Raw genomic sequence first — 21,083 nt, forward strand, 5'->3', positions numbered from 1 at the left:
CCCCGCGACACTCCGGACGCCACCCTGGCGGAGCCCCCACCGCGCCGCGGGTCAGCCGAACTTGACGAACAGCCGCGCGTACGACGCCTTCAGGCCACCCAGCGCCTTGCGCACCGCGTCGGCGTCACCCTGCCGCACAGCCTCGCGCAGGGCCTGCACCGAGGCCGACGACCGCCCCGTGCCCTGGCCCCGCGGCCGGTTGGCCGCTAGGCTGCACCCGCCAGCTTAACCGCCGATGAACGCCGCGTTCACGCTGGCGACGGCCCCCTGCCCGCATCCTGCACGCATCCGAACTGCGATACCCGGAGCCGACCATGACCCTCCCGATCCGATGCCCCCGACCGACCCGCCAGGCCGCCGCGCGCGCGGCGCTGGCGGCCATCCTGACCGTCACCGCCGTGCTGGCCCGCGCCGGCGACACCACGCCGGCGGCGGAGCTGGCCCGCTTCGAGGCCGAGGCCGGCCGCGCCGGGGACGCCGCCGCCGGCCAGCGCCTGTTCACGCAGCGCCACGGCGGCGAGTGGTCGTGCAGCAGCTGCCACGGCGAGCCGCCGACCCGCGCCGGCCGCCACGCCAGCACCGGCAAGACGATCCCGCCGCTGGCCCCCGCCGCCAACCCGGACGCGCTGACCGAGCGCGCCAAGGTCGACAAGTGGCTGCGGCGCAACTGCGGCGACGTGCTCGGCCGCGCCTGCACCGCCGCCGAGAAGGCCGACGTGCTGGCCTGGCTGACCCGCCTGCGCTGACCCCGCCCGGACGCCCGAAGGAGCCCCGACGATGACCACCCCCTCGACACGATCGCGCGCGCGGCGCCTCGCCGCCGCCCTGCTGACCGCCCTGCCAGCGTGGCCGGCGCTGGCCGACGGCGTGCGCCTGCCGGCCCAGGTGCCCCCGGCCTACCGCAGCGAGTGCGGCGCCTGCCACGTCGCCTACCCGCCCGGGCTGCTGCCGGCGGCGTCGTGGCAGCGGCTGATGGGCAGCCTCGAGCGCCACTACGGCACCGACGCCTCGCTCGACCTCGCCACGGTGCGGCAGCTTGCCACCTGGCTGCAGGCGCACGCCGGAACGGGCAAGCGCGTCGGCCCCGAGCCGCCCCCGCAGGACCGCATCACGCGCAGCGCCTGGTTCGAGCGCAAGCACCGCCAGCTCGACGAGGCCGTCTGGCGCCTGCCGAGCGTCAAGAGCGCGGCCAACTGCGCCGCCTGCCACGGCGGCGCCGAGCAGGGCCGCTTCGACGAACACGACCTGCGCATGCCCGCCGGCCTGCCGGCGCGCTACCGCCACGCCTTCCTGGACGACTGATCCCTTTTTGCCGGAGCCGACACCATGTTCGCCACCACCCGACCCGACGTGCCCGAGCGCGCCCCCGGCGCCGCCGCGGCCACCCCCCCGACCCCCGGCCGGCGCGTCACCGACGCGCCGACGCGCGCCTTCCACTGGCTGTTCGCGCTCAGCTTCGTCGGCGCCTACCTCACCGCCGACGGTGAGCGCTGGCGGCTGGTGCACGTCGTGCTCGGCTACACGATGGCCGGGCTGCTGGGCTGGCGCGTGCTGTACGGCCTCGTCGGCCCGCGCCACGTGCGGCTGGCGGCGCTGGCGCGCAAGCTCGCCGCCGCCCCCGGGTGGGCGCGCGCCACGCTGCAGGCGCTGCGCACGGGGGACTGGAACGCGCTGGCCGGCGCTGGCCGGCAGGGCCAGAACCTGGCGCTGGCCGGCGTCATCGCCGCGCTGCTGCTGGCGGTGCCGCCGCTGGTGGCCAGCGGCGTGGCCACCTTCCACGACTGGGGCGGCGAGTGGCTGGAGGAAGTGCACGAGTTTTTCGGCAACGGGATGCTGGCGCTGGTGCTGGCGCACCTAGGGCTGCTCGCCGCGCTGAGCGTGTGGCGGCGGCAGAACCTGGCGCGGCCGATGCTGACCGGCCGCACCCCGGGCCGTGGCCCGGATCTGGTCACGCGCAACCACGGCGCGCTGGCGCTGCTGCTGGTGCTGGCGGTGCTGGCCTACTGGGCGTGGGAGTGGTCCAACGCCCCAACCCGCACGGCGCCGGGGGGCACTGCCACGTCGGGCTGGACGCTCGCGGCGCCGGGGGCATCGGCCAAGGGCCGGCACCACGACGACGAGGACGAGGACGACTGACACCGGGCCGGTGCGTCACGCACCAATGGCGCCACGGATCAGCGGGGCGGGATCGGCACCGGGCAGCGCACGGCCTCTGCGCTGCCGCGCGCCCAGCACCACCCGGGCCGATCGGCCTGGGGATGTGGCGCCCCGTGGCGGTCCAGGCGCACGTCCATCGCCGTCCAGCGAACGGCACCCTGGCGATCGACGGTCAGGCGCACCAGCCAGCCGGTCGTCGTCTCCGGGGCACGAAAGCCGTCGAACACGAAATTGCCCAGGCCGTAGATGATCGGGCGACCTTGGTAGACCTCGGTGTCCTGGGCCACATGGGGATGCCCCCCCGATCACGGCATCGGCGCCGACATCGATCATCCACCGGGCCAGAGCGCGCTGGCGGGCGCTCGCCCGCGGTTCGTATTCCCAACCCCAGTGCATCACGGGGATGACCACATCGGCCCCGTACACCTGCCGCGCACGCCGATCAGCCGAGCACCGCGCGCGCCACCTGGGTGTACAGCGGGATACCGATCAGGATGTTGAACGGAAACGTCACCCCCAGGCTCAGCCCGAAGTACAGCGCCGGGTTGGCCTCCGGGATCGCGTAGCGCAGCACCGCCGGCACCACGATGTACGAGGCGCTGGCCGACAGCACCATCAGCAGCACCGCGTCGCCCACCGGCATGCCCAGCACGGTGGCCAACCCCAGCGCGATGCTGGCGTGCACCAGAGGCGCCAGCCCCGCATAGGCCAGCAGCACCGGCGACGCCTTGCGCGCCTCGCGGAAGTTGCGCGCCACCATCAGGCCCATGTCCAGCAAAAAGAACGCCAGCATGCCCTTGAACAGATCGCCCGAGAACGGCTGCATCACCGCCTTGCCGGTCTCGCCGCTCAGGTAGCCGATCACCATCGACCCCAGCAGCAGCATCTGTGCGCCGTCGGTGAAGGATTCGTGCAGGATGTGCCCGATGCGCAGATCGGGCGAGCCGTCCACCCCGCGCTCCTTGCGGATGGCGTTGGCCAGCAGCACGGCGACGATGATGGCCGGCGACTCCATCAGCACCATCGCCACGGTCATGTGGCCGCCGGGGGCCAGCCCGGCGCTGGTCAAAAACTGCGTCGCCGTGACGAACGTCACCGCGCTGACCGACCCGTAGCACGCCGCCACGGCCGCCGCGTCCAGGCGCGAGACGTGGCGGCGCAAAAACGCGTAACCCATCAACGGCACGATCACCGCCATGGCCATGGCCGCGCCGATGCCCAGCAGGATCTCGGGGTTGAAGCCCGCCTGCGCCAGCGCGAACCCGCCCTTGAGCCCCAGCGCCATCAACAGGTACAGCGACAGGAACTTGGCGATGGCCGGCGGGATCTCCAGATTGGAGCGTACCGCGCCGGCCAGCACACCAAAAACGAAGAACAGGATGGCGGGATCGAGCAGACTTTGCATGCGGACCTTCAGTCAAACGACGTCAAACGTTCAACTGTAGCCGCGCTCAGGCATGCGGTTCCATCGATTTTTTTGGTGGAAACCATCGATGGAAGACGATGATTTACGACCCATCAACCCCGTCACGCCCGTGATGGGCGGATACCCGACTCGTACCATCCCTTGCTGCGGTTGACGATCGACACCACCGCCAGCATGACCGGCACTTCGATCAGCACCCCCACCACGGTGGCCAAGGCGGCACCGGACTCGAAGCCGAACAGGCTGATCGCCGCCGCCACGGCCAGCTCGAAGAAATTGGACGCACCGATCAACGCCGACGGGCATGCGACGGCGTGCGACTCGCCCACGCGCCGGTTGAGCCAATACGCCAGCGACGAGTTGAACGCCACCTGGATGAGGATGGGCACCGCCAGCAGAGCGATCACGAGCGGCTGCCGCAGAATCTGCTCGCCCTGAAAGGCGAACAGCAGCACCAGCGTCGCCAGCAGCGCCGCGATGGACCACGGCCCCGTGCGGCGCATGGTGGCATCCAGAACCTGCGGTCCGCGCGCGAGCAGCCGGCGCCGCCACGCCTGGGCCAGCAGCACGGGCACCACGATGTACAGCCCCACCGACACGAGCAAGGTGTCCCACGGCACGGTGATCGCCGACAAGCCCAGCAAAAAGGCCACCAGCGGCGCGAAGGCAAACACCATGATCGTGTCGTTGAGGGCCACCTGCGACAGCGTGAACAGCGGGTCGCCGCCGGTCAGACGGCTCCAGACGAACACCATCGCCGTGCACGGCGCGGCCGCCAGCAAGATCAGGCCGGCCACATAGCTGTCGATCTGCTCCGTGGGCAACCAGGGCGCAAACCACTGGCGCACGAACAACCAGGCCAGAAACGCCATCAAAAACGGCTTGACCAGCCAGTTGACGAACAGCGTCACCCCGATGCCGCGCACATGGCGGCGCACCTGTCCCAGCGCGCCAAAGTCCACCTTCACCAGCATCGGGATGATCATCACCCAGATGAGCAGGCCCACCGGCAGGTTGACGCGCGCCACCTCCAGCCGCCCGATGGCCTGAAACAGGCCCGGCAACCATTGCCCGAGGGCGATGCCCACCACGATGCAAACCGCCACCCAGAGCGTCAGGTAACGCTCGAACGCGCTCATGGGCGCGCCAGCCGCCTGCTTGGCGGCAATGTCACACTGCGCGCTCACGGCCTCAGCTCCCGGCCAGGGCGCGCGCGCTGTCCTGCAGCAGGGCGCGCGCCAGCTTCTCGGGTGGCAATTGCGTCAGCATCTCCAGCCGGCGCTTCATCAGCTGCATGGTGCGGCGGAAGGCCTCGTGCTTGACCTCGCCCGGCTCGTCACCCGCGGACGGATCGGCGTAGCCCCAGTGGGCCGTGGCCGGGTGTCCGGGCCACACGGGGCAGACCTCGCCCGCCGCGTTGTCACAAACGGTGATGATCAGATCCATCTCGGGCGCGTCGGGGCCGGCAAACTCATCCCAGCTTTTGCTGCGCAGCCCATCGGTGGCAATGCCCGCCTCGCGCAGCACGGCCAGCGCCAGGGGGTGGGGCTGCTGGTTCGGGCGCGGGCTGCTGCCCGCCGAATAGGCCCGAAAACGCCCGCGGCCCAGGTCGTTGAGCAGCGCCTCGGCCAGGATGCTGCGGGCGGAGTTGTGGGTGCACAAAAACAGCACGTTCAGGGGGCGGGAGGTCATGGCCTCATCCTCAGCAGCAGGCCGCCGCGCAGCAAGCGCCGGAGGCGGCATCCGCCTCGCGGAAGACGGCAATGTCGCCCAGGGTGTGGAAATGCTCCCAGGCGATGCCCTGGGGGTCGGTCACCCAATGCTTTTCGCTGCGGGCGTAGCAGCAGGTGGTGGCCCCTTCGTCGAGCAGGGCCATGTCCGCGGCCTGGGCGCGGGCCTTGAGCTCGCCCAGCTCCGACGCCTCGTCCACCTGAAAGCCCAGGTGGTCCACCCCCGGTGCCGCGCCGCGCGTGGAGATCGCGAAGTTCAGCCGCGGATCGTCGAGCATCCACTTGGCGTAATCACGCTCAATGCGCACCGGCGCAGCCGCGAACAGGCGCGAGTAAAACGCAATGCTCTGGTCCAGATCCTGGACATGCAGATGGACGTGGAAGCGCTTCACGGAGTTCTCCTTCGGACGGGTAGGGATCAACAATCGCAGGCCAGGGCGTCCGGGGCGATGCAGGCGTCGCCCCGGCAGCAGTTTTCGGTGAGGTAGGCGAGCAGCGCCTGCATCGCATCGAACGCGGCTCGGTAAATCAGATGCCGGCCCTGCCGCTCCTGCGTCACCAGGCCGGCATGCAGCAATTCCTTGAGGTGAAAAGACAGCGCGCTGGGGGCGACTCCCAGCGCCTCGGCCAGGGTGCCCGGGGTCAACCCATCAGGGCCCGCCACCACCAGCGCGCGAAACGCGCGCAGCCGCACGGGCTGGGCCAGGGCGGCCAGGGCTTGGACGGTTTGGGCTTCGGTCAGCATGAAAGCCATCATAAAACATTTCAATAAATATTCAACTATTGAATTGATGGCATCTCCTATCCCCAACACCGCGGCCGCCTTGTGCTCACAGCCGCAGGGCGCCCCCGTAGCCGGTCAGCTCCAGATACCCGCGTCCCACGCGGCGACCATCCAGGGTGCGCAGCTCGCACAAGCCCTCCCAGTAGAGGGCGCCGGTGCTGGCCCGGCTGTCCAGCTCCTGGTCGTCCGCCAGGGCGTGCACCTCGAACACCCCTGCGGGGGTATGCACGCGCCATTGCACCGGGTAGCGCACGGCAGTGCGCGGGCTGGTCCAGTGCCGCAACGGCTCGAAAGTCACCTCCCCCGGGGCGAAGGCCCGCGTTGCCAGCGGTGGCTGGGCGGCAGGCCCCGTCCGCATGGAGCCGCCCGCCCACAGCGCGCGGCCGTCCGCGCGGCGCAGCCGGAACGCGGTCAGGCTGCCGCCGTCGTCCAGGTTCATGCCCATCCAGTCCCACCCCACGGCGTCGGGGTGCAGCAGCGCCTCGCTCCATTCGTGGTCCAGCCAGCCCCGCCCGGTCACCTCGGCGGTGCGGCCGGCCAGCGCCAGCCGGCCGGTCATGCGCAACTGCGGCTGGCTGTAATAGAAGCTCGCCTGATGGGGCTCGGGCCCCTTGCGGGACCACCCGGCCTCGCCCTGCAGCAGCAGGGGCTGGGTGGGCACTACCGCCAGGTCGAGCGTGAAGTCCCCCGTCGGCACGCGGGCGCGGTAGCCGCCGTCCGCGGTGCGCCGCAGCCCCCAGCCGCGGATGCGCACATCGGTGTCCGCCGTGTGCGCCAGGGCGGGCACCGGCTCCGATCCCGGCTCGGGATCGCGCCCCTCCCAGCGCGCCGTCACCTGGTGGTGGTGCAGCCGCCCGGCCGCCACGTCGGTCACCGCGGCGTGGGCAAACAGCAACTGGCGCGCGGCCAGACGGCTGCGCAGCCCCTGCGCCGCCGTCACGCGGGAGCGGAAGAACGTCACCTGAAACCCGTACAGCGCCCCGTCCGGCCGCTGCAGCCAGCCCGTCAGGTACCACCACTCGGTCTGTGTATCGGGGTGGCTGCCGTGGTCGCGCGGAAACACCAATGGCCGGCGCCCCAACTCCCCAGGCGCGGCCTGCGCCCACCGCGGCCAGCCGCCCACCCATGCGCCAGCCCACAGGCCTGCCCACGCGCCCACCGCCAGTCCCTGCAGCAGGCGTCGGCGCGGTGGCGGGGTGCGCGGGTCCATCACGCTTCCTCCCGCACGGCCAGCACCGCCTCACGGCGCACCGCCAGCCGTCCGCTGGCCCAGGCGGTCAGGGTCCCCGCCGCGACGACGGCCAGAACCAGCGCGGCCAGGCGACCGACGGGCACGGCCAGCTCCATGGTCCAGTGAAAACTCTGCGGATTGACCACGTGCACCAGCACCGCACTCACCGCCAGGCCCAGCGCCAATCCGGCGACGGCGCCCAGCACGGTCCACAGCGCCCCTTCTGCCGCCACCAGGCCCAGCACCTGCGCCCGCAACAGCCCCAGGTGGCGCAGCAGCCCAAACTCGCGCCGCCGCACCAGCACCTGGGCGCTGAAGCTGGCCGACACCCCCATCAGCCCCATGCCGATGGCGACCGCCTGCAACCAGTACGTCACCGCAAAGCTGCGATCGAAGATGTTCAGCGATACCTGCCGGATCGCCTGCGCGCTCGACACCTGGTCGCCCCAGCCCAATCTGTCCTGCAGCGCGGCCACGTCCGCCACCAGCAAGGGGCCGCCCGGCAGCGCCACCTGCCCCGCCACCAGCAAGGGGCCGCCCGGCAGCGCCACCTGCCCCGCCACCCGCCAGCGGTGCCCCTGCAGTCCGACCTGCAGCTCCACGGTATCGGTCGCGGTGCCCAGCGCCGCCTGCGCCGCGGGATTGCCAAACACCGCATCGGGGGCCAACACATCCAGCCGATCCCCGCCCTCGCGCACCCGCAGCCCGGCGTCGGGCTGCAGGGCCGGCCAGACCAAGGCGTCCACCCCCAGCAACCGCACCGGCACGCGGTGGCCGTCGGGCGTCACCGCCACGCCCTGGGCTTCGATCACCGGCATGGCGGCGCGCACCTGGGGGTGAGCCAGGGCGCGGTCCAGCCAGCGCGCATCCAGCCGGTCCAAGGGGCCACGCAGGCGGACATCCGGCTCGCCGTTCACCCTCCCCACCGCGGCCGAAAACTCCGCCAGCGCCGACGCGTTGATCAGGTGCACCGCCAGCGCCAGCCCCACCCCCAGCATGATGGCCAGCACCGCCACCGCATGGCGCCAGGGGTGCAGGCGCCACTGCGGCCACGAGAACGCGCGCCACAAGTCCCACCCGCGCGGGCGGGGCGCGATCACAGCGGCCGCATGCCCTCGCACGTCAGCTCCAGGCGGCGGTCGGCCTGCTCCGCCGCGGCGTGGGAATGCGTCACCAGCACCAGCGCGGCGCCGTGCGCGCGGGTCTGCGCCTGCAGCAGCGCCAGCACCTGCGCCGCGGTGCGCGGGTCCAGGTTGCCGGTCGGCTCATCGGCCAGGATCAAGCGCGGCCGGTGCGCCAGCGCCCGCGCAATCGCCACCCGTTGCAGTTGTCCGCCGGACAGGGTTTGAGGCAGGCGCTCGCCCAGGCCTCCCAGGCCGACCGCGTCCAGCACCTGCCCCACCCGCTCGGCATCGGGCCGGCCCAGCAGCACCAGCGGCAAGCCCACGTTCTGCGCCACCGTCAGGTGCGGCAGGATGTGGAAGGCCTGGAAAACGAAGCTCAGCTGGGTGCGCCGCCACGCGGCAGCCTGCGGCTCGGACAGCGCCGCCCAGTCCTGCCCCAGCACGCACACCCGGCCGCCATCCACCGCATCCAACCCGGCCAGACAGTTGAGCAGCGTGGACTTGCCCACGCCCGATTCGCCCAAAATGGCCACGAACCCCCGGGCGAGACGGCCAGATCGACACCGGCAAACACCACCGCGTCGCCATAGCGTTTGACCAAACCCGTGGCCAGCACGCACGGCGCCGGGGCGGGGTCACGGGCGGGCGGCATGGGCATTCAGCGCAGCGCCAGTATCCGCCGCGCCCCGTCGAGCACGACCAACCCGATCACGCCCCCGATGACCAGATCGGGCACGCGCGAGCCGGTCCACGCCACCAGCAGGCCCGCCACGATGACCCCCAGGTTGGCGAGCACGTCGTTGGCGGAGAAGATGTAACTCGCCTTCATGTGGGCGCCCAGCCCCCGGTGCCGCGCCGCCAGCCACAGGCAGGCCACATTGGCCACCAGGGCCACCACCCCCACGCCCATCATCAGCGCCGACACCGGCTCGCTGCCCTGCACCCAGCGCCGCCCCACCTCGGCCAGCGCGAGCAAGGCCAGCGTCAGCTGCAACCACCCCGCCAGATGCGCCGCCTGCACCTTGCGGGCGGCCGAGCGGCCGACGGCAAACAACGCCACGCCGTACACCGCGGCATCGGCAAACATGTCCATCGCGTCGGCCAACAGACCGGTGGACTGGGCCACGATGCCCACCCCGATTTCCAGCAAAAACATAGCCCCGTTGATGGCCAGCAGGATCCACAGCACGCGCGACTCGGTCGCGTCGGTCGACGCCGGCGGGGCGGACGGCTGCGCTACCGGCTCGGTGTGCGCCAGACGCGCGCCCAGGTTCAGCCGCTCCAGCCGGGCCAGCACCGCCTCGGCCGGCCCCGGGTGCTGCACCGTCAGACGGCGCTGCGCCAGGTCGAAGGCCAACACCACGTCCGGCAGGTCGCGCAACGCCATGCGGATGAGGTTTTCCTCGGACGGGCAATCCATCTTCGGTACGGAAAATACGCTGCGATTCCACATGGGTGTCACACCAAACCCTTACACACGGATCACTCCTCGAACAAATCCGAGTGCGTGCCCGCCCGCACGAAGACGATGGCGTTGCCCTCCAGGCGGTAGATCAGCAGGAAGTCGCCGCCGATGTGGCATTCGCGATGATCCGCCCACTCGCCCTTCAGCGGGTGATCCAGCCATTCGGGCGCCCAACGGCGCATCGTTGCCAATCAGCAGCAACATCGCCTCCTTCAGCCGCTTCAGGTCGTAGCGGCCCCGAGCGCGAAAGGCGCTCCCAGTCTTTGAGGAACGCCTTGGTGTAGTCGCTCACCCGCGGCAACGGCGCCCGCTTACTGCTGGCGGGCTTTGATTCCACCCGAACGTGCAGCATCGAGGTCTGGGCCATGAACGAATCCTCCTTGGGCCCGATTTTGTCTCTCACATGCGATACGGTCAGGTGATTGTATCACTCCACCACCTTGGGCACCCCAGGTGGTGTTGGGGCAGACGCCGCTCACTCACACATCGATATTCGCCGCCCGCAGCGCGTTGGTTTCGATGAACACGCGGCGCGGCTCGACCTCGTCGCCCATGAGCATCGTGAACACCTTGTCGGCCTCGATGGCGTCCTCGATGCGCACCTGCAGCAGCCGGCGCACCTCGGGGTTCATCGTGGTTTCCCAGAGCTGTTCGGGATTCATCTCGCCCAGGCCCTTGTAGCGCTGGCGGCTGGTGGTGCGCTCCGCCTCGGCGAGCAGCCAGCGCATCGCCGAGCGGAAATCGGCCACCGGCGCTTCCTTGGCGCGTTCGCCCTCGCCCCGCACGACCTTGGCGCCCTCGCCCAGCAAGCCCTGGAAGGTGCGGGCCGCATCGGCCAGCACGGCGTAGTCGGCCCCGTGCACGAAATCCTGCGTGATGACGCTGGAGCGCACGTTGCCGTGGTGGCGTCGGCTGATGCGCAGCAGCGGCTTGTCCGCGCGTGCATCAAACTCGGCGCTCACCTCGGCCGGCACCCCGGTGGCACTGCCCTCGCGCAGCGCGGCCTGCAGGGCGGCGGCGCTGCGGGCCGCGGCCTCCATGTCGTCCAGGTCGAGCGCGACGCCGTCGGCCACGGCGCGCAGCGCCTCGGCGTCCATGAAGGCCGACAGCCGGGCGATCACCGCCTCAGCCGCCTGGTGCTGGCGCGCCAGTTCGGCCAGCGTCTCGCCAGCCAGCACCGTGCCCTGAGCGCCGCCGGTGTGCAGGCTGGCCTCTTTGAGCGCGACGCGCAACAAAAAGGCGTCCAGCGCGGCATCGTCCTTCAGGTACAGCTCTTCCTTGCCGGCCTTGACCTTGTACAGCGGCGGCTGCGCGATGTAGATATGGCCGCGCTCCACCAGCTCCGGCATCTGGCGGTAGAAAAAGGTCAGCAGCAGGGTGCGGATGTGGGCGCCGTCCACGTCCGCATCAGTCATGATGATGATGCGGTGGTAGCGCAGCTTGGCGATGTCGAAATCGTCCGCGCCGCTCTTGCCGCGCCCGGCGTCGTCTTCGCTGGCGCGGCCGATGCCCGTGCCCAGCGCCGTGATCAGGGTCAGGATCTCGTTGCTGGACAGCAGCTTTTCGTAGCGCGCCTTCTCGACGTTGAGGATCTTGCCGCGCAGCGGCAGGATGGCCTGGAACTTGCGGTCGCGCCCCTGCTTGGCGCTGCCGCCGGCCGAGTCACCCTCGACGATGTAGATCTCCGACAGCGCCGGATCCTTCTCCTGGCAGTCGGCCAGCTTGCCGGGCAGCCCCAGCCCGTCGAGCACGCCCTTGCGACGCGTCATCTCGCGCGCTTTGCGCGCCGCCTCGCGCGCGCGCGCGGCCTCGACGATCTTGCCGCAGATGATCTTGGCGTCGTTGGGCCGCTCTTCCAGGTAGTCCGTGAGCGCCTTGGCGACGATGTCCTCCACCGGCGCGCGCACCTCGGAGCTGACCAGCTTGTCCTTGGTCTGGCTGGAAAACTTCGGCTCCGGCACCTTGACCGACAGCACGCAGCACAGCCCCTCGCGCATGTCGTCGCCGCTGACCTCCACCTTGGCCTTCTTGGCCAGCTCGTTCTGTTCGATGTACTTGCCGATGACGCGCGTCATCGCCGCGCGCAGGCCGGTCAGGTGGGTGCCGCCGTCGCGCTGCGGGATGTTGTTGGTGAAGCAGAGGACGTTTTCGTTGTAGCCGTCGTTCCACTGCATCGCCACCTCGACGCCGATCTCGGTGCCGGGGATGCCGCCATAGCTGTCGGCTGGCCGCGCGCCCGTGGCGTGGAACACCGTGGGGTGCAGCACCTTTTTGCCGGCGTTGATGAACTCGACGAAGCCCTTGACCCCGCCGGCGCCGGAAAAGTCGTCGCTCTTGCCGGTGCGCTCGTCGATCAGGCGGATGCGCACGCCGTTGTTCAGAAAGCTCAGCTCGCGCAGCCGCTTGGACAGGATCTCGTAGTGAAAGTCGTGGTTCTCGCGAAAGATCTCGGTATCGGGCAAAAAGTGCACCTCGGTGCCGCGCTTGTCGGTGGCACCCAGCACCCGCATCGGCGAGACCTCCACCACCTGGCCGTCGGGGCCCGCCGCGCGCTCGATCTGGCGGTTTTGCACCACGCCGCGGGCAAACTCCAGCAGGTGCACCTTGCCGTCGCGGCGCACCGTCAGGCGCAGCCAGCGCGACAGCGCGTTGACGCAGCTCACCCCCACCCCGTGCAGACCGCCGGAAACCTTGTAGCTGTTCTGGTTGAACTTGCCGCCGGCGTGCAGCTCGGTCAGCGCGATTTCGGCGGCGCTGCGCTTGGGCTCGTGCTTGTCGTCCCACTTGATGCCGGTGGGGATGCCGCGCCCGTTGTCCACCACGCTGATCGAATTGTCGGTGTGGATGGTGACGACAATGTCGTCGCAGTGGCCGGCCAGCGCCTCGTCGATGGAGTTGTCCACCACCTCGAACACCAGGTGGTGCAGGCCGGTGCCGTCGGAGGTGTCGCCGATGTACATGCCGGGGCGCTTGCGCACCGCCTCCAGGCCTTCGAGGATCTGGATGGCGTCGGCGCCGTAGCCCGTGCCGGGCGCTTGAGGGGTCTGGGATTCGCTCATGGAGACTTTCAGATGCGCATCGGCATGACGACGTACTTGAAGCGGTCGTCGTCGGGGATCGTGACCAGGGCCGAGGAGTTGCCGTCCTGCAGCTCGATGCGCACCAGGTCCTGCCCCATGTTGGCCAACGCCTCGATCAGGTAGCTGACGTTGAAGCCGATGTCGATGACGTCGCCGCTGTACTCGATGTCCAGCTCGTCGACCGCCTCCTCCTGATCGGCGTTGTTGGCCGCCACCTGCAGCAGCCCGGGCTCCAGGTGCAGGCGCACGCCCTTGAATTTGTCGCTGGTCATGATGGCGGCGCGCTGCAGGCTGGCCAGCAGCGGCGCGCGGCCCAGCACGATCACATTGCGGTGCGCGCGCGGGATCACGCGGTTGTAGTCGGGGAACTTGCCCTCCACCAGCTTGGTGACGAACTCCATGCCGCCGAAGCTGAACTTGGCTTGGTTGGCGGCAAAGCGCATCTCGATCGCGCCGTCCTGGTCCGACAGCAGCCGCTGCAGCTCCAGCACCGTCTTGCGCGGCAGGATCACCTCCTGCTTGGGCACGTCCACATCCAGCGCGGCGCTGGCCAGCGCCAGCCGGTGGCCGTCGGTGGCCACGAGGGTGAGCTGGCGCCCCTCGGCGACGAACAGAATGCCGTTGAGGTAGTAGCGAATGTCCTGCACCGCCATGGCGAACGACACCTGCCCCAGCAGCGCCTTGAGCACCTTTTGCGGCACCGAGAACGCCGGGCCAAAGGTGGGCGACTCCTGCACCAGCGGAAAGTCCTCGGCCGGCAGCGTCTGCAGGGTGAAGCGGCTCTTGCCCGCTTTGAGCAGCAGCCGCCCCCCGGCGGACTCCAGCGTCACCTTCTGGTCCGCGGGCAGCGTGCGCAGAATGTCGATCAGCTTGCGCGCCCCGACCGTGGTGGCGAACTGGCCGTCGTCGCCGCCCAGATCGGCCGTGGTGCGGATCTGGATTTCCAGGTCGGAGGTGGTGAGCTGGGTCGCGGCCCCCGCGTGGTGAATCAGCACATTGGCGAGCACCGGCAGGGTGTGGCGGCGCTCGACGATGCCGGCCACCGACTGGAGGGCAGCCAGCAGCCGGTCCTGGGTCGCTTGCAAGACGATCATGCGTGTCAGCCTTTCAGGGTCTGCTCCAACACGTGGAGTTGCTGGTTGAGTTCGGGCTGGTTCTGCCGCTCGGCGGCGATCTTGCGCACCGCGTGCAGCACCGTCGTGTGGTCGCGCCCGCCAAAGAGCTCACCGATCTCCGGCAGGCTCTTTTGCGTCAGCTCCTTGGCCAGGTACATGGCGATCTGGCGCGGCCGCGCGATGTTGGCCGGCCGCTTCTTGGAATACATGTCGGCGACCTTGATCTTGTAGAAGTCGGCCACCGTCTTTTGGATGTTCTCGACGCTGATCTGGCGGTTCTGGATGCTCAACAGGTCCTTGAGCGCCTCGCGCGCCAGCGCGATCGACACCTCTTTCTGGTTGAAGCGCGAGTACGCCAGGATCTTGCGCAGCGCGCCCTCCAGCTCGCGAACGTTGGAGCGCACATTCTTGGCGACGAAGAAGGCCACGTCCTCCGGCATCGTGGCGCCCTCGGCCTGCGCCTTGCTGATGAGGATGGCCACGCGCATCTCCAGCTCCGGCGGCTCGATGGCCACCGTCAACCCGGAGTCGAAGCGCGACACCAGCCGCTCGTGGATGTCCGTCAACCCCTTGGGGTAGGTGTCGCTGGTCATCACGATGTGGCTCTTCTTGGCCAGCAGCGCCTCGAAGGCGTTGAAGAATTCCTCCTGCGTGCGGTCCTTGTTGGCAAAGAACTGCACATCGTCGATCAGCAGCAGGTCCAGGCTGTGGTAGCGCTGCTTGAAGGCGTCGAACGTCTTGCGCTGGTACGACTTGACCACGTCCGAGACGAACTGCTCGGCGTGGATGTAGAGCACCTTGGCGTCGGGGCGGTCGGCCAGCAGCTGGTTGCCGATCGCGTGCACCAGGTGCGTCTTGCCCAGGCCGACGCCGCCGTAAATGAACAGCGGGTTGTACAACTGCCCGGGGCTCGCGGCCACGTGCATGGCCGCGGCGCGCGCCATGCGGTTGGCGGAGCCTTCCACCAGCGTGGCAAAGGTCAGCGCCGGGTTGAGCCGGTGCTTGTGGTCGGGCAGCGGCGGCTCGGCCGCGGCCGGCGCCTCGGGCAACTCGGCAAACACCGGATCGGTGCGCGCGGGGGCCACGGCGACGCGCGGCACCGCCCCCCCGGCCACGCCGGGGGTAGAGGGGCGCGGCGCGCTGGGGGCCTCGCGCGGGGCGAGCACCAGCTCCACGGCGACCGGCTGGCCGGCGATGGCCTGCAAGGCCGCGCCGATCTTGCCGACGTATTGAGCGCGCACCCAGTCCATCTTGAAACGGTTGGCCACCGCCAGCGTCACGCGCGAGCCGTCGTCGGCCACGCGCGCGACCAGCGGCCGGATCCAGGTGTTGACCTGCTGGACCGGCAGCTCCTGGCTCAACCGCTCAACGCACGCCGACCACAAATCGGATGCGGCCGGGGCGGCCCGCTGGGCAGCGGCGTTCGCATCGGACAGGGAACGCGGGGAACTCATAGGTGGGGGATTCGGTCGATGGCAGGCATGGGATCGTCGCGGCCCGGACCGTCCCGCCCGGGACCGGAATCCGGCATGTGGACAGCCACCCCGCCAAAGTCGTCCATTGTAGCCGCCGCGAACCACTTATCCACATGCGGGTTGGCCCCGCTTGACAGCCCGCACCGATCCTCCGCCCCGCGCGGCCGTTGGCACGCCGGGCGGTTTTTGCCATAATTTAGGGTTTACTCGATCGAACCGGGCAGACTCACATGAAACGCACCTATCAACCCTCCAAGATCCGTCGCGCGCGCACCCATGGCTTTCTGGTCCGCATGAAGACCCGTGGCGGTCGCGCCGTGATCAACGCGCGCCGCGCCAAGGGCCGCAAGCGCCTGGCCGTCTGACGCCTCGGTGCCCGAGTCGTCCCTGCCGGCGCCGCCGCGGGGCGCAGCGGCACGGCACTTTCGCCAGCGTGCGCAGTTCCAGGCCGTGCTCTCCAGTCCTGCCCTGGTGCATACCGCGCATTTCGCGCTCCATGGCATTCCTGCCGCGTCGCTGGTCGGCCCGCGCGGCGCGCCGCTGTTCCCCGGCGACGGCGCATGGCTGGGGGTGGTCGTGCCCAAGCGCTGGGCACGGCGCGCGGTCACGCGCAACACGCTCAAACGCCAGATCTACGCGGTCGAGCGCGAGCATCCGCTGCCCACGGGCGCCTGGGTCGTGCGGCTGAAACGGGCCTTCCCGACCACGGAGTTCCCCAGCGCGACCTCCGCAGCGCTGCGCCGTGCCGCGCGGCTGGAGCTGCTGCAACTGCTGGGCCCCCGCCTGCGACAGCGCCTGGCCGCCGGTGTCGATGGTCACCGGCCCGACACTCCATGAGCCGTACGCCCGCCTCCGGCCCCCTCGCGCCCGCCGTGCGCCGGCTGGGGCATTGGTGCGCCCGCCTGCCGCAACGGGTGCTGATCGGCGTGGTGCAGGGCTACCGGCTGCTGCTCAGCCCCTGGCTGGGGTCCAGTTGCCGCTTCACCCCGTCCTGCTCGGCCTACGCGCTCGAGGCGTTGCAGCGCCACGGCGCCGGTGCCGGCAGCTACCTGACCCTGCGCCGGCTGGTCCGCTGTCACCCGTGGTGCGACGGCGGGCACGATCCGGTCCCTGCCGAGCGTCCCCGGCTGTTCCCCCTCCAACAACACACCCCTCCGTCATGAGCGACATTCGCCGATCCATCCTGTGGGTGATCTTTGGTTTCTCGATGATCCTGCTGTGGGATCGCTGGCAGATCCACAACGGGCAGCCCGCCACCTTCTTCCCGTCGAGCACCCCGCCCAAGGCCACGGCGCCGGCGCCCGCCGCATCGGGCACCGGGGTGCCGACACCGACGGCCGCCGCCACCCCCGCGGCATCCGGCGTGCCGGCCCCGGCCGCCGCCCCGGTCGTGCGCCAGCGCCACACGGTGCGCACCGATGTGTTCGAGCTGACGTTTGACAGCGAAGGCGGGTCGCTCGTGGGGGCGCGGCTGCTCAAGCACGCGGCCGAGACGGGCAAAGCGCTGCAAAAAACCTTCACGCCGCTGGAGCTGCTGACGACCGAAGGGGGGCGCACCTATGTCGCCCAGACCGGGCTGATCGGGCAAGGCGGCCTGCCGACGCACAAAACCCCCATGCGGCTGGTCGAGCCGGCCGGCACCGGGCCCATCGCCCTGGCGGACGGCCAGGACCGGCTGGTGCTGCGCTTCGAGTCGGAGCCGCAAGGCGGCGTGGTGCTGAGCAAGACCTACACCCTGCGCCGCCACAGCTACCTGATCGACGTGCAACACGAGGTGCGCAACGTCGGCGACGCCCCGGTCCAGGCACGGGTGTACCAGCAGCTCGTGCGCGATGGCCTCAAGGCCGGCAGCGAAACGCCCTTCTACTCCACCTTCACCGGCCCGGCGGTCTACAGCGAAGCCGCCAAGTACCAAAAGGTCGAGTTTGCCAACATCGACAAGGGCAAGATCGACATCCAGCGCCAGGCGCCGGACGGCTACGTGGCCATGGTGCAGCACTACTTCACCAGCGCGTGGCTGATGCCCGCGGGTGTGGAGCGCGAGAACTTCGTGCGCAAAGTGGACAACCTGTACGCGGTCGGCCAGATCGGGCCGAATGTGACCGTCGCACCGGGAGCGACCCAGACGATGGCGTCGCAGCTCTACGTCGGGCCGCAGGAGGAGAAAGTCCTGGAAGCCGTCGCGCCCGGCCTGGAGCTGGTCAAGGACTACGGCTGGCTGACCATCCTGGCCAAGCCGCTGTACTGGCTGCTGGAGAAGATCCACGGCCTGGTCGGCAACTGGGGCTGGGCCATCGTTGCGCTGGTGGTGCTGATCAAGGCGGCGTTTTACTGGCTCAACGCCAGCGCCTACCGCAGCATGGCCAAGATGAAGGCGATCAACCCGCGCATCATGGAGATGCGCGAGCGCCTGAAGAACAATCCCCAGCTCATGCAGCAGGAGATGATGAAGCTGTACCGCGAGGAGAAGGTCAACCCGCTGGGCGGCTGCTTCCCGATCCTGATCCAGATCCCCGTCTTCATCGCGCTGTACTGGGTGCTGCTGGCCAGCGTGGAGATGCGCAACGCCCCCTGGATCGGCTGGATCGTCGATCTGTCCTCGCCGGACCCGTACTACGTGCTGCCCATCATCATGGCCCTGAGCACCCTGGTGCAGACCGCGCTCAACCCGCTGCCGCCCGATCCGCTGCAGGCCAAGCTGATGTGGATGATGCCCCTCATCTTCAGCGTGATGTTCTTCTTCTTCCCGGCCGGCCTGGTGCTGTACTGGATCGTCAACAACGTGCTGACCATCGCGCAGCAGGCGTACATCAACCACTCGATGGGCGTGCCGCTGAAGTTCAACCTGCCCCGATTCAAGTAAGGGGATGCTGCCCCGGCACCAGGACCCGATTGCCGCCATCGCCACCGCGCCCGGGCGCGGCGCGGTGGGCATCGTGCGGCTGTCCGGGCGCGGGCTGGCCCCGCTGATGCCGGCGCTGCTCGGCCGCGAGCTGCGGCCCCGCCATGCCCACTACGGGCCGTTTCTGGCCGCGGACGGCACCGCCCTGGACCACGGGCTGGCGCTGTGGTTTCCGGCCCCGCACTCCTACACGGGCGAGGATGTGCTGGAACTGCAGGCCCACGGCGGGCCGGTGCTGCTGCAGTTGCTGCTGGCGCGCTGTCTGGAGGCCGCGGGCGAGACCGACCCCATCACCGGCCGGCCGCGCCTGCCGGGCCTGCGGCTGGCGCAGCCGGGCGAATTCACCGAGCGGGCCTTTCTCCATGGCAAGCTCGATTTGGCGCAGGCCGAGGCGGTGGCCGACCTGATCGACGCCAGCACCGAAGCGGCCGCCCGCAGCGCCAGCCGCTCGCTCTCGGGCGCGTTCTCGCAGGCGGTGGAGGCGTTGCGCGACGATCTGGTCCACCTGCGCATGCTGGTGGAGGCGACGCTGGACTTCCCCGAGGAAGACATCGACTTTTTGCAGCAGTCGGATGCCGTCGGCCAACTGCGGCGGCTGCAGGCGCGGCTGGACGAGGTGCTGGCACGCACCCGCCAGGGCGCGCTGCTGCGCGAGGGCATGCATGTCGTCATCGCCGGGCAGCCGAACGCGGGCAAAAGCTCGCTGCTCAATGCGCTGGCCGGGGCGGAGCTGGCCATCGTCACACCCATCGCAGGCACCACGCGCGACGTGGTGCAGCAGGCCATCCAGATCGAGGGTGTGCCGCTGCACATCATCGACACCGCCGGTCTGCGCGACGGCGCCGAGGTGGACGAGGTGGAGCGCATCGGCATCGAGCGGGCGTGGCAGCGCATCGAGGCCGCGGATGCCGTGCTCTTCGTGCATGACCTGACGCGCGCCGCGGATCCGGCCTACCGGCAAGCCGATGCCGCGATCCGCGAGCGCCTGGCCAGCCGGTTGCCGGCGCGGGTGCCCGTGATCGACGTCTGGAACAAGGCCGACGCCGCCGAGGCGGCTGCCATCCCCACCGGCGCCGACGACCTGCCGCTGTCGGCGCGCACCGGCGCGGGGCTGCCGGCCCTGCGCGAGCGGCTGCTGCACGCCGTGGGCTGGAGCGGGCACACACCCGAGGGCCTGTTCAGCGCCCGCCAGCGCCATGTGGATGCACTGCACCGGGTGCGCGCGCACCTGCAGGCCGCGCAGGCGCAGCTCGACAGCCCCGCGCCGGCGCTGGAATTGCTGGCCGAGGAATTGCGCCTGGCCCACGAGGCGCTGGGCACGATCACCGGCGCCTTCGGGGCCGACGATCTGCTCGGCGTCATCTTTTCGCGTTTTTGTATCGGCAAATGACCCCCTCCTGTCCCGCCCCGTCCGCCAGCGCGCGCGCCCAGGCGATTGCGCCGTTCCTCGTCATGCAGGTGGCCCAGGAGGCCGCGGCGCTCGCGGCCACGCTGCCCCCCGGGGCGCCGCGCATGCTGTACCTGAACATTGGCGAGCCGGACTTTGCCGCCCCCGCGGCGGTGCAGGCGGCGGCGGAGGCCGCCATCTGCGCCGGGCGCACGCAATACACGGCCGCGCTGGGGCTGGATGCGCTGCGCGAGCGGCTGTCGGCGTGGTATGCGCAGCGCTTTGGCGTCGCGGTGCCGGCGCGGCGCATCGCCATCACGGCCGGGGCGTCGGCCGGCCTGCAACTGGCGGCGCTGGCACTGTTCGACGCCGGGGACGAGGTGCTGCTGCCCGACCCCTGCTACCCGTGCAACCGGCAGATCCTGGCCAGCGTCGGGGTGACGCCGACCGCCCTGCCCACGGGGCCGGCCACGCGCTACCAGCCGACGCCCGCGCAACTGGACGCGGCCTGGGGCCCCCGCACGCGCGGCGTGATGCTGGCCTCGCCCGCCAACCCGACCGGCACGTCGATCGACCCCGCGGCGCTGCGCGGCGTGCTGGACACCGTGCGCCGGCGCGGCGGCGCCCTGGTCATCGACGAGATCTACCTGGGCCTGTCGTTCGACGAGCGCTTCGGCCAGACCGCGCTGGCGCTGGGCGATGACGTGATCAGCGTCAACAGCTTCTCCAAGTACTTTGGCATGACGGGCTGGCGGCTGGGCTGGCTGGTGCTGCCCGAGCCGCTGGTGCCCGTCGTGGAGCGGCTGGCGCAAAACCACTACATCTGCGCCAACACCGTGGCGCAGCGGGCGGCGCTGGCGTGCTTCGAGCCCGACACGATCGCGGAATACGAGCGCCGGCGGGCCGAATATGCCGCGCGGCGCGACGCTTTCGTGCCCGCGCTGCGCGCGCTGGGCTTCGACGTGCCGGTGGAGCCGGACGGCGCGTTCTACGTCTGGGCCGATGCCCAACCGCTGTTCGCGCGCGCCGGCGTCACCGACAGCCAGGGCTTCGTGCGCGCCATGATGGAGCGCACCCAGGTGGTGGCCACCCCCAGCCCGGACTTCGGCACCGCCGACGGCGGCCGCTTCGTGCGCTTTTCCACCGCTACGGCCCGCGCCGATCTGGACGAGGCCATCGCGCGGCTGCGGCGTTGGCTGGGCTGAGC

The 21,083-nt window shown here is 70.4% G+C and carries 21 protein-coding genes and 3 pseudogenes; 9 read left to right on the forward strand and 15 right to left on the reverse strand.

Annotation, left to right across the window (positions count from 1 at the left end; genetic code table 11):
* Positions 1-314 precede the first annotated feature (314 nt).
* From A9O67_RS03190 to A9O67_RS03200, 3 genes are read left to right on the forward strand one after another with little or no spacing between them, the layout of a single operon-like run.
* Positions 315-746 carry a DUF1924 domain-containing protein gene (locus tag A9O67_RS03190; RefSeq protein ID WP_068607293.1) on the forward strand — a complete coding sequence of 144 codons (432 nt, stop codon included), beginning with the start codon at positions 315-317 and terminating at the stop codon, positions 744-746.
* Between the two features lie 31 nt (positions 747-777).
* Positions 778-1,302, forward strand: coding sequence for a diheme cytochrome c (locus A9O67_RS03195; RefSeq protein ID WP_068607294.1), 525 nt, complete (start codon positions 778-780; stop codon positions 1,300-1,302).
* 24 nt (positions 1,303-1,326) lie between these two features.
* The gene (locus tag A9O67_RS03200; RefSeq protein ID WP_068607296.1) at positions 1,327-2,136 is read left to right on the forward strand and encodes a cytochrome b/b6 domain-containing protein; all 810 of its coding nucleotides are present in this window, start codon (positions 1,327-1,329) and stop codon (positions 2,134-2,136) included.
* Positions 2,137-2,174: 38 nt separating this feature from the next.
* Here A9O67_RS03200 and A9O67_RS03205 read toward each other — a convergent pair whose 3' ends face one another.
* From A9O67_RS03205 to dnaA, 15 genes and pseudogenes are all read right to left on the reverse strand, one after another.
* Positions 2,175-2,444, reverse strand: a complete 270-nt coding sequence (locus A9O67_RS03205; RefSeq protein WP_068607298.1) for a CapA family protein — start codon at positions 2,442-2,444, stop codon at positions 2,175-2,177.
* A 16-nt stretch (positions 2,445-2,460) separates the two neighbouring features.
* A pseudogene (locus tag A9O67_RS14015) lies at positions 2,461-2,589 on the reverse strand (CapA family protein); the annotation flags it as partial.
* A 10-nt stretch (positions 2,590-2,599) separates the two neighbouring features.
* A complete protein-coding gene (locus A9O67_RS03210; RefSeq protein WP_068607299.1) occupies positions 2,600-3,562 on the reverse strand; it encodes a sodium-dependent bicarbonate transport family permease in 963 nt (320 codons plus the stop codon).
* A 122-nt stretch (positions 3,563-3,684) separates the two neighbouring features.
* Positions 3,685-4,770: an ACR3 family arsenite efflux transporter gene (gene arsB / locus A9O67_RS03215; protein WP_185971189.1), complete on the reverse strand. Its 1,086-nt coding sequence runs from the start codon at positions 4,768-4,770 to the stop codon at positions 3,685-3,687.
* Between the two features lie 4 nt (positions 4,771-4,774).
* Positions 4,775-5,275, reverse strand: a complete 501-nt coding sequence (locus A9O67_RS03220) for an arsenate reductase ArsC (RefSeq protein ID WP_068607303.1) — start codon at positions 5,273-5,275, stop codon at positions 4,775-4,777.
* Positions 5,276-5,285: 10 nt separating this feature from the next.
* Positions 5,286-5,705, reverse strand: coding sequence for an ArsI/CadI family heavy metal resistance metalloenzyme (locus A9O67_RS03225; RefSeq protein WP_068607304.1), 420 nt, complete (start codon positions 5,703-5,705; stop codon positions 5,286-5,288).
* A 26-nt stretch (positions 5,706-5,731) separates the two neighbouring features.
* Positions 5,732-6,058, reverse strand: a complete 327-nt coding sequence (locus A9O67_RS03230) for an ArsR/SmtB family transcription factor (RefSeq protein ID WP_231960187.1) — start codon at positions 6,056-6,058, stop codon at positions 5,732-5,734.
* Positions 6,059-6,143: 85 nt separating this feature from the next.
* Complete coding sequence (locus A9O67_RS03235; RefSeq protein ID WP_068607305.1) at positions 6,144-7,307, reverse strand: lipocalin-like domain-containing protein; 1,164 nt, start codon at positions 7,305-7,307, stop codon at positions 6,144-6,146.
* Positions 7,307-7,768: pseudogene (locus A9O67_RS14020) on the reverse strand (FtsX-like permease family protein); the annotation flags it as partial. The gene A9O67_RS03235 and the pseudogene A9O67_RS14020, both read right to left, overlap by 1 nt.
* A gap of 656 nt (positions 7,769-8,424) precedes the next feature.
* Positions 8,425-9,104 (reverse strand): annotated as a pseudogene (locus A9O67_RS03245) (ABC transporter ATP-binding protein).
* Positions 9,105-9,110: 6 nt separating this feature from the next.
* The gene (locus tag A9O67_RS03250) at positions 9,111-9,872 is read right to left on the reverse strand and encodes a cation transporter (protein ID WP_068607308.1); all 762 of its coding nucleotides are present in this window, start codon (positions 9,870-9,872) and stop codon (positions 9,111-9,113) included.
* A gap of 62 nt (positions 9,873-9,934) precedes the next feature.
* Positions 9,935-10,099: a type II toxin-antitoxin system YafQ family toxin gene (locus A9O67_RS14065; RefSeq protein ID WP_231960189.1), complete on the reverse strand. Its 165-nt coding sequence runs from the start codon at positions 10,097-10,099 to the stop codon at positions 9,935-9,937.
* Between the two features lie 297 nt (positions 10,100-10,396).
* Positions 10,397-12,976, reverse strand: a complete 2,580-nt coding sequence (gyrB, locus tag A9O67_RS03260) for a DNA topoisomerase (ATP-hydrolyzing) subunit B (protein WP_068607310.1) — start codon at positions 12,974-12,976, stop codon at positions 10,397-10,399.
* A gap of 8 nt (positions 12,977-12,984) precedes the next feature.
* Positions 12,985-14,091, reverse strand: coding sequence for a DNA polymerase III subunit beta (gene dnaN, locus A9O67_RS03265; RefSeq protein WP_068607312.1), 1,107 nt, complete (start codon positions 14,089-14,091; stop codon positions 12,985-12,987).
* 5 nt (positions 14,092-14,096) lie between these two features.
* Positions 14,097-15,566, reverse strand: a complete 1,470-nt coding sequence (gene dnaA, locus A9O67_RS03270; protein ID WP_082955316.1) for a chromosomal replication initiator protein DnaA — start codon at positions 15,564-15,566, stop codon at positions 14,097-14,099.
* A 251-nt stretch (positions 15,567-15,817) separates the two neighbouring features.
* Between dnaA and rpmH the strand changes: the two genes are divergently transcribed.
* The 6 genes from rpmH to A9O67_RS03300 all read left to right on the forward strand — a co-directional run bounded on the left by rpmH (position 15,818) and on the right by A9O67_RS03300 (position 21,081).
* Positions 15,818-15,952 (forward strand): 50S ribosomal protein L34, encoded by a 135-nt coding sequence (gene rpmH / locus A9O67_RS03275; protein WP_006299042.1) that lies wholly within the window; start codon positions 15,818-15,820, stop codon positions 15,950-15,952.
* A 7-nt stretch (positions 15,953-15,959) separates the two neighbouring features.
* Positions 15,960-16,424 (forward strand): ribonuclease P protein component, encoded by a 465-nt coding sequence (locus A9O67_RS03280; RefSeq protein ID WP_231960190.1) that lies wholly within the window; start codon positions 15,960-15,962, stop codon positions 16,422-16,424.
* 65 nt (positions 16,425-16,489) lie between these two features.
* The gene (gene yidD, locus A9O67_RS03285) at positions 16,490-16,750 is read left to right on the forward strand and encodes a membrane protein insertion efficiency factor YidD (RefSeq protein WP_068607388.1); all 261 of its coding nucleotides are present in this window, start codon (positions 16,490-16,492) and stop codon (positions 16,748-16,750) included.
* Positions 16,747-18,450, forward strand: coding sequence for a membrane protein insertase YidC (gene yidC / locus A9O67_RS03290; RefSeq protein WP_068607314.1), 1,704 nt, complete (start codon positions 16,747-16,749; stop codon positions 18,448-18,450). The genes yidD and yidC overlap by 4 nt, the downstream gene beginning before the upstream one ends.
* A 4-nt stretch (positions 18,451-18,454) precedes the next feature.
* Positions 18,455-19,879, forward strand: coding sequence for a tRNA uridine-5-carboxymethylaminomethyl(34) synthesis GTPase MnmE (gene mnmE, locus A9O67_RS03295; protein WP_068607316.1), 1,425 nt, complete (start codon positions 18,455-18,457; stop codon positions 19,877-19,879).
* Positions 19,876-21,081: a pyridoxal phosphate-dependent aminotransferase gene (locus A9O67_RS03300; RefSeq protein ID WP_068607317.1), complete on the forward strand. Its 1,206-nt coding sequence runs from the start codon at positions 19,876-19,878 to the stop codon at positions 21,079-21,081. Before mnmE ends, A9O67_RS03300 begins: the two co-directional genes overlap by 4 nt.
* Positions 21,082-21,083 lie beyond the last annotated feature (2 nt).

It is taken from the genome of Tepidimonas fonticaldi (assembly GCF_001675355.1).
Classification (GTDB): domain Bacteria; phylum Pseudomonadota; class Gammaproteobacteria; order Burkholderiales; family Burkholderiaceae_C; genus Tepidimonas; species Tepidimonas fonticaldi.

Excerpts from the sequence above, each read along its gene's own strand:
- A9O67_RS03190 (WP_068607293.1), top strand. The coding sequence starts at position 315 with ATGACCCTCCCGATCCGATGCCCCCGACCGACCCGCCAGGCCGCCGCG.
- A9O67_RS03195 (WP_068607294.1), top strand. The coding sequence starts at position 778 with ATGACCACCCCCTCGACACGATCGCGCGCGCGGCGCCTCGCCGCCGCC.
- A9O67_RS03200 (WP_068607296.1), top strand. The coding sequence starts at position 1,327 with ATGTTCGCCACCACCCGACCCGACGTGCCCGAGCGCGCCCCCGGCGCC.
- A9O67_RS03210 (WP_068607299.1), bottom strand. The coding sequence starts at position 3,562 with ATGCAAAGTCTGCTCGATCCCGCCATCCTGTTCTTCGTTTTTGGTGTG.
- A9O67_RS03220 (WP_068607303.1), bottom strand. The coding sequence starts at position 5,275 with ATGACCTCCCGCCCCCTGAACGTGCTGTTTTTGTGCACCCACAACTCC.
- A9O67_RS03230 (WP_231960187.1), bottom strand. The coding sequence starts at position 6,058 with ATGCTGACCGAAGCCCAAACCGTCCAAGCCCTGGCCGCCCTGGCCCAG.
- A9O67_RS03235 (WP_068607305.1), bottom strand. The coding sequence starts at position 7,307 with ATGGACCCGCGCACCCCGCCACCGCGCCGACGCCTGCTGCAGGGACTG.
- A9O67_RS03250 (WP_068607308.1), bottom strand. The coding sequence starts at position 9,872 with ATGGATTGCCCGTCCGAGGAAAACCTCATCCGCATGGCGTTGCGCGAC.
- A9O67_RS14065 (WP_231960189.1), bottom strand. The coding sequence starts at position 10,099 with ATGCGCCGTTGGGCGCCCGAATGGCTGGATCACCCGCTGAAGGGCGAG.
- gyrB (WP_068607310.1), bottom strand. The coding sequence starts at position 12,976 with ATGAGCGAATCCCAGACCCCTCAAGCGCCCGGCACGGGCTACGGCGCC.
- dnaN (WP_068607312.1), bottom strand. The coding sequence starts at position 14,091 with ATGATCGTCTTGCAAGCGACCCAGGACCGGCTGCTGGCTGCCCTCCAG.
- dnaA (WP_082955316.1), bottom strand. The coding sequence starts at position 15,566 with ATGAGTTCCCCGCGTTCCCTGTCCGATGCGAACGCCGCTGCCCAGCGG.
- rpmH (WP_006299042.1), top strand. The coding sequence starts at position 15,818 with ATGAAACGCACCTATCAACCCTCCAAGATCCGTCGCGCGCGCACCCAT.
- yidC (WP_068607314.1), top strand. The coding sequence starts at position 16,747 with ATGAGCGACATTCGCCGATCCATCCTGTGGGTGATCTTTGGTTTCTCG.
- mnmE (WP_068607316.1), top strand. The coding sequence starts at position 18,455 with ATGCTGCCCCGGCACCAGGACCCGATTGCCGCCATCGCCACCGCGCCC.
- A9O67_RS03300 (WP_068607317.1), top strand. The coding sequence starts at position 19,876 with ATGACCCCCTCCTGTCCCGCCCCGTCCGCCAGCGCGCGCGCCCAGGCG.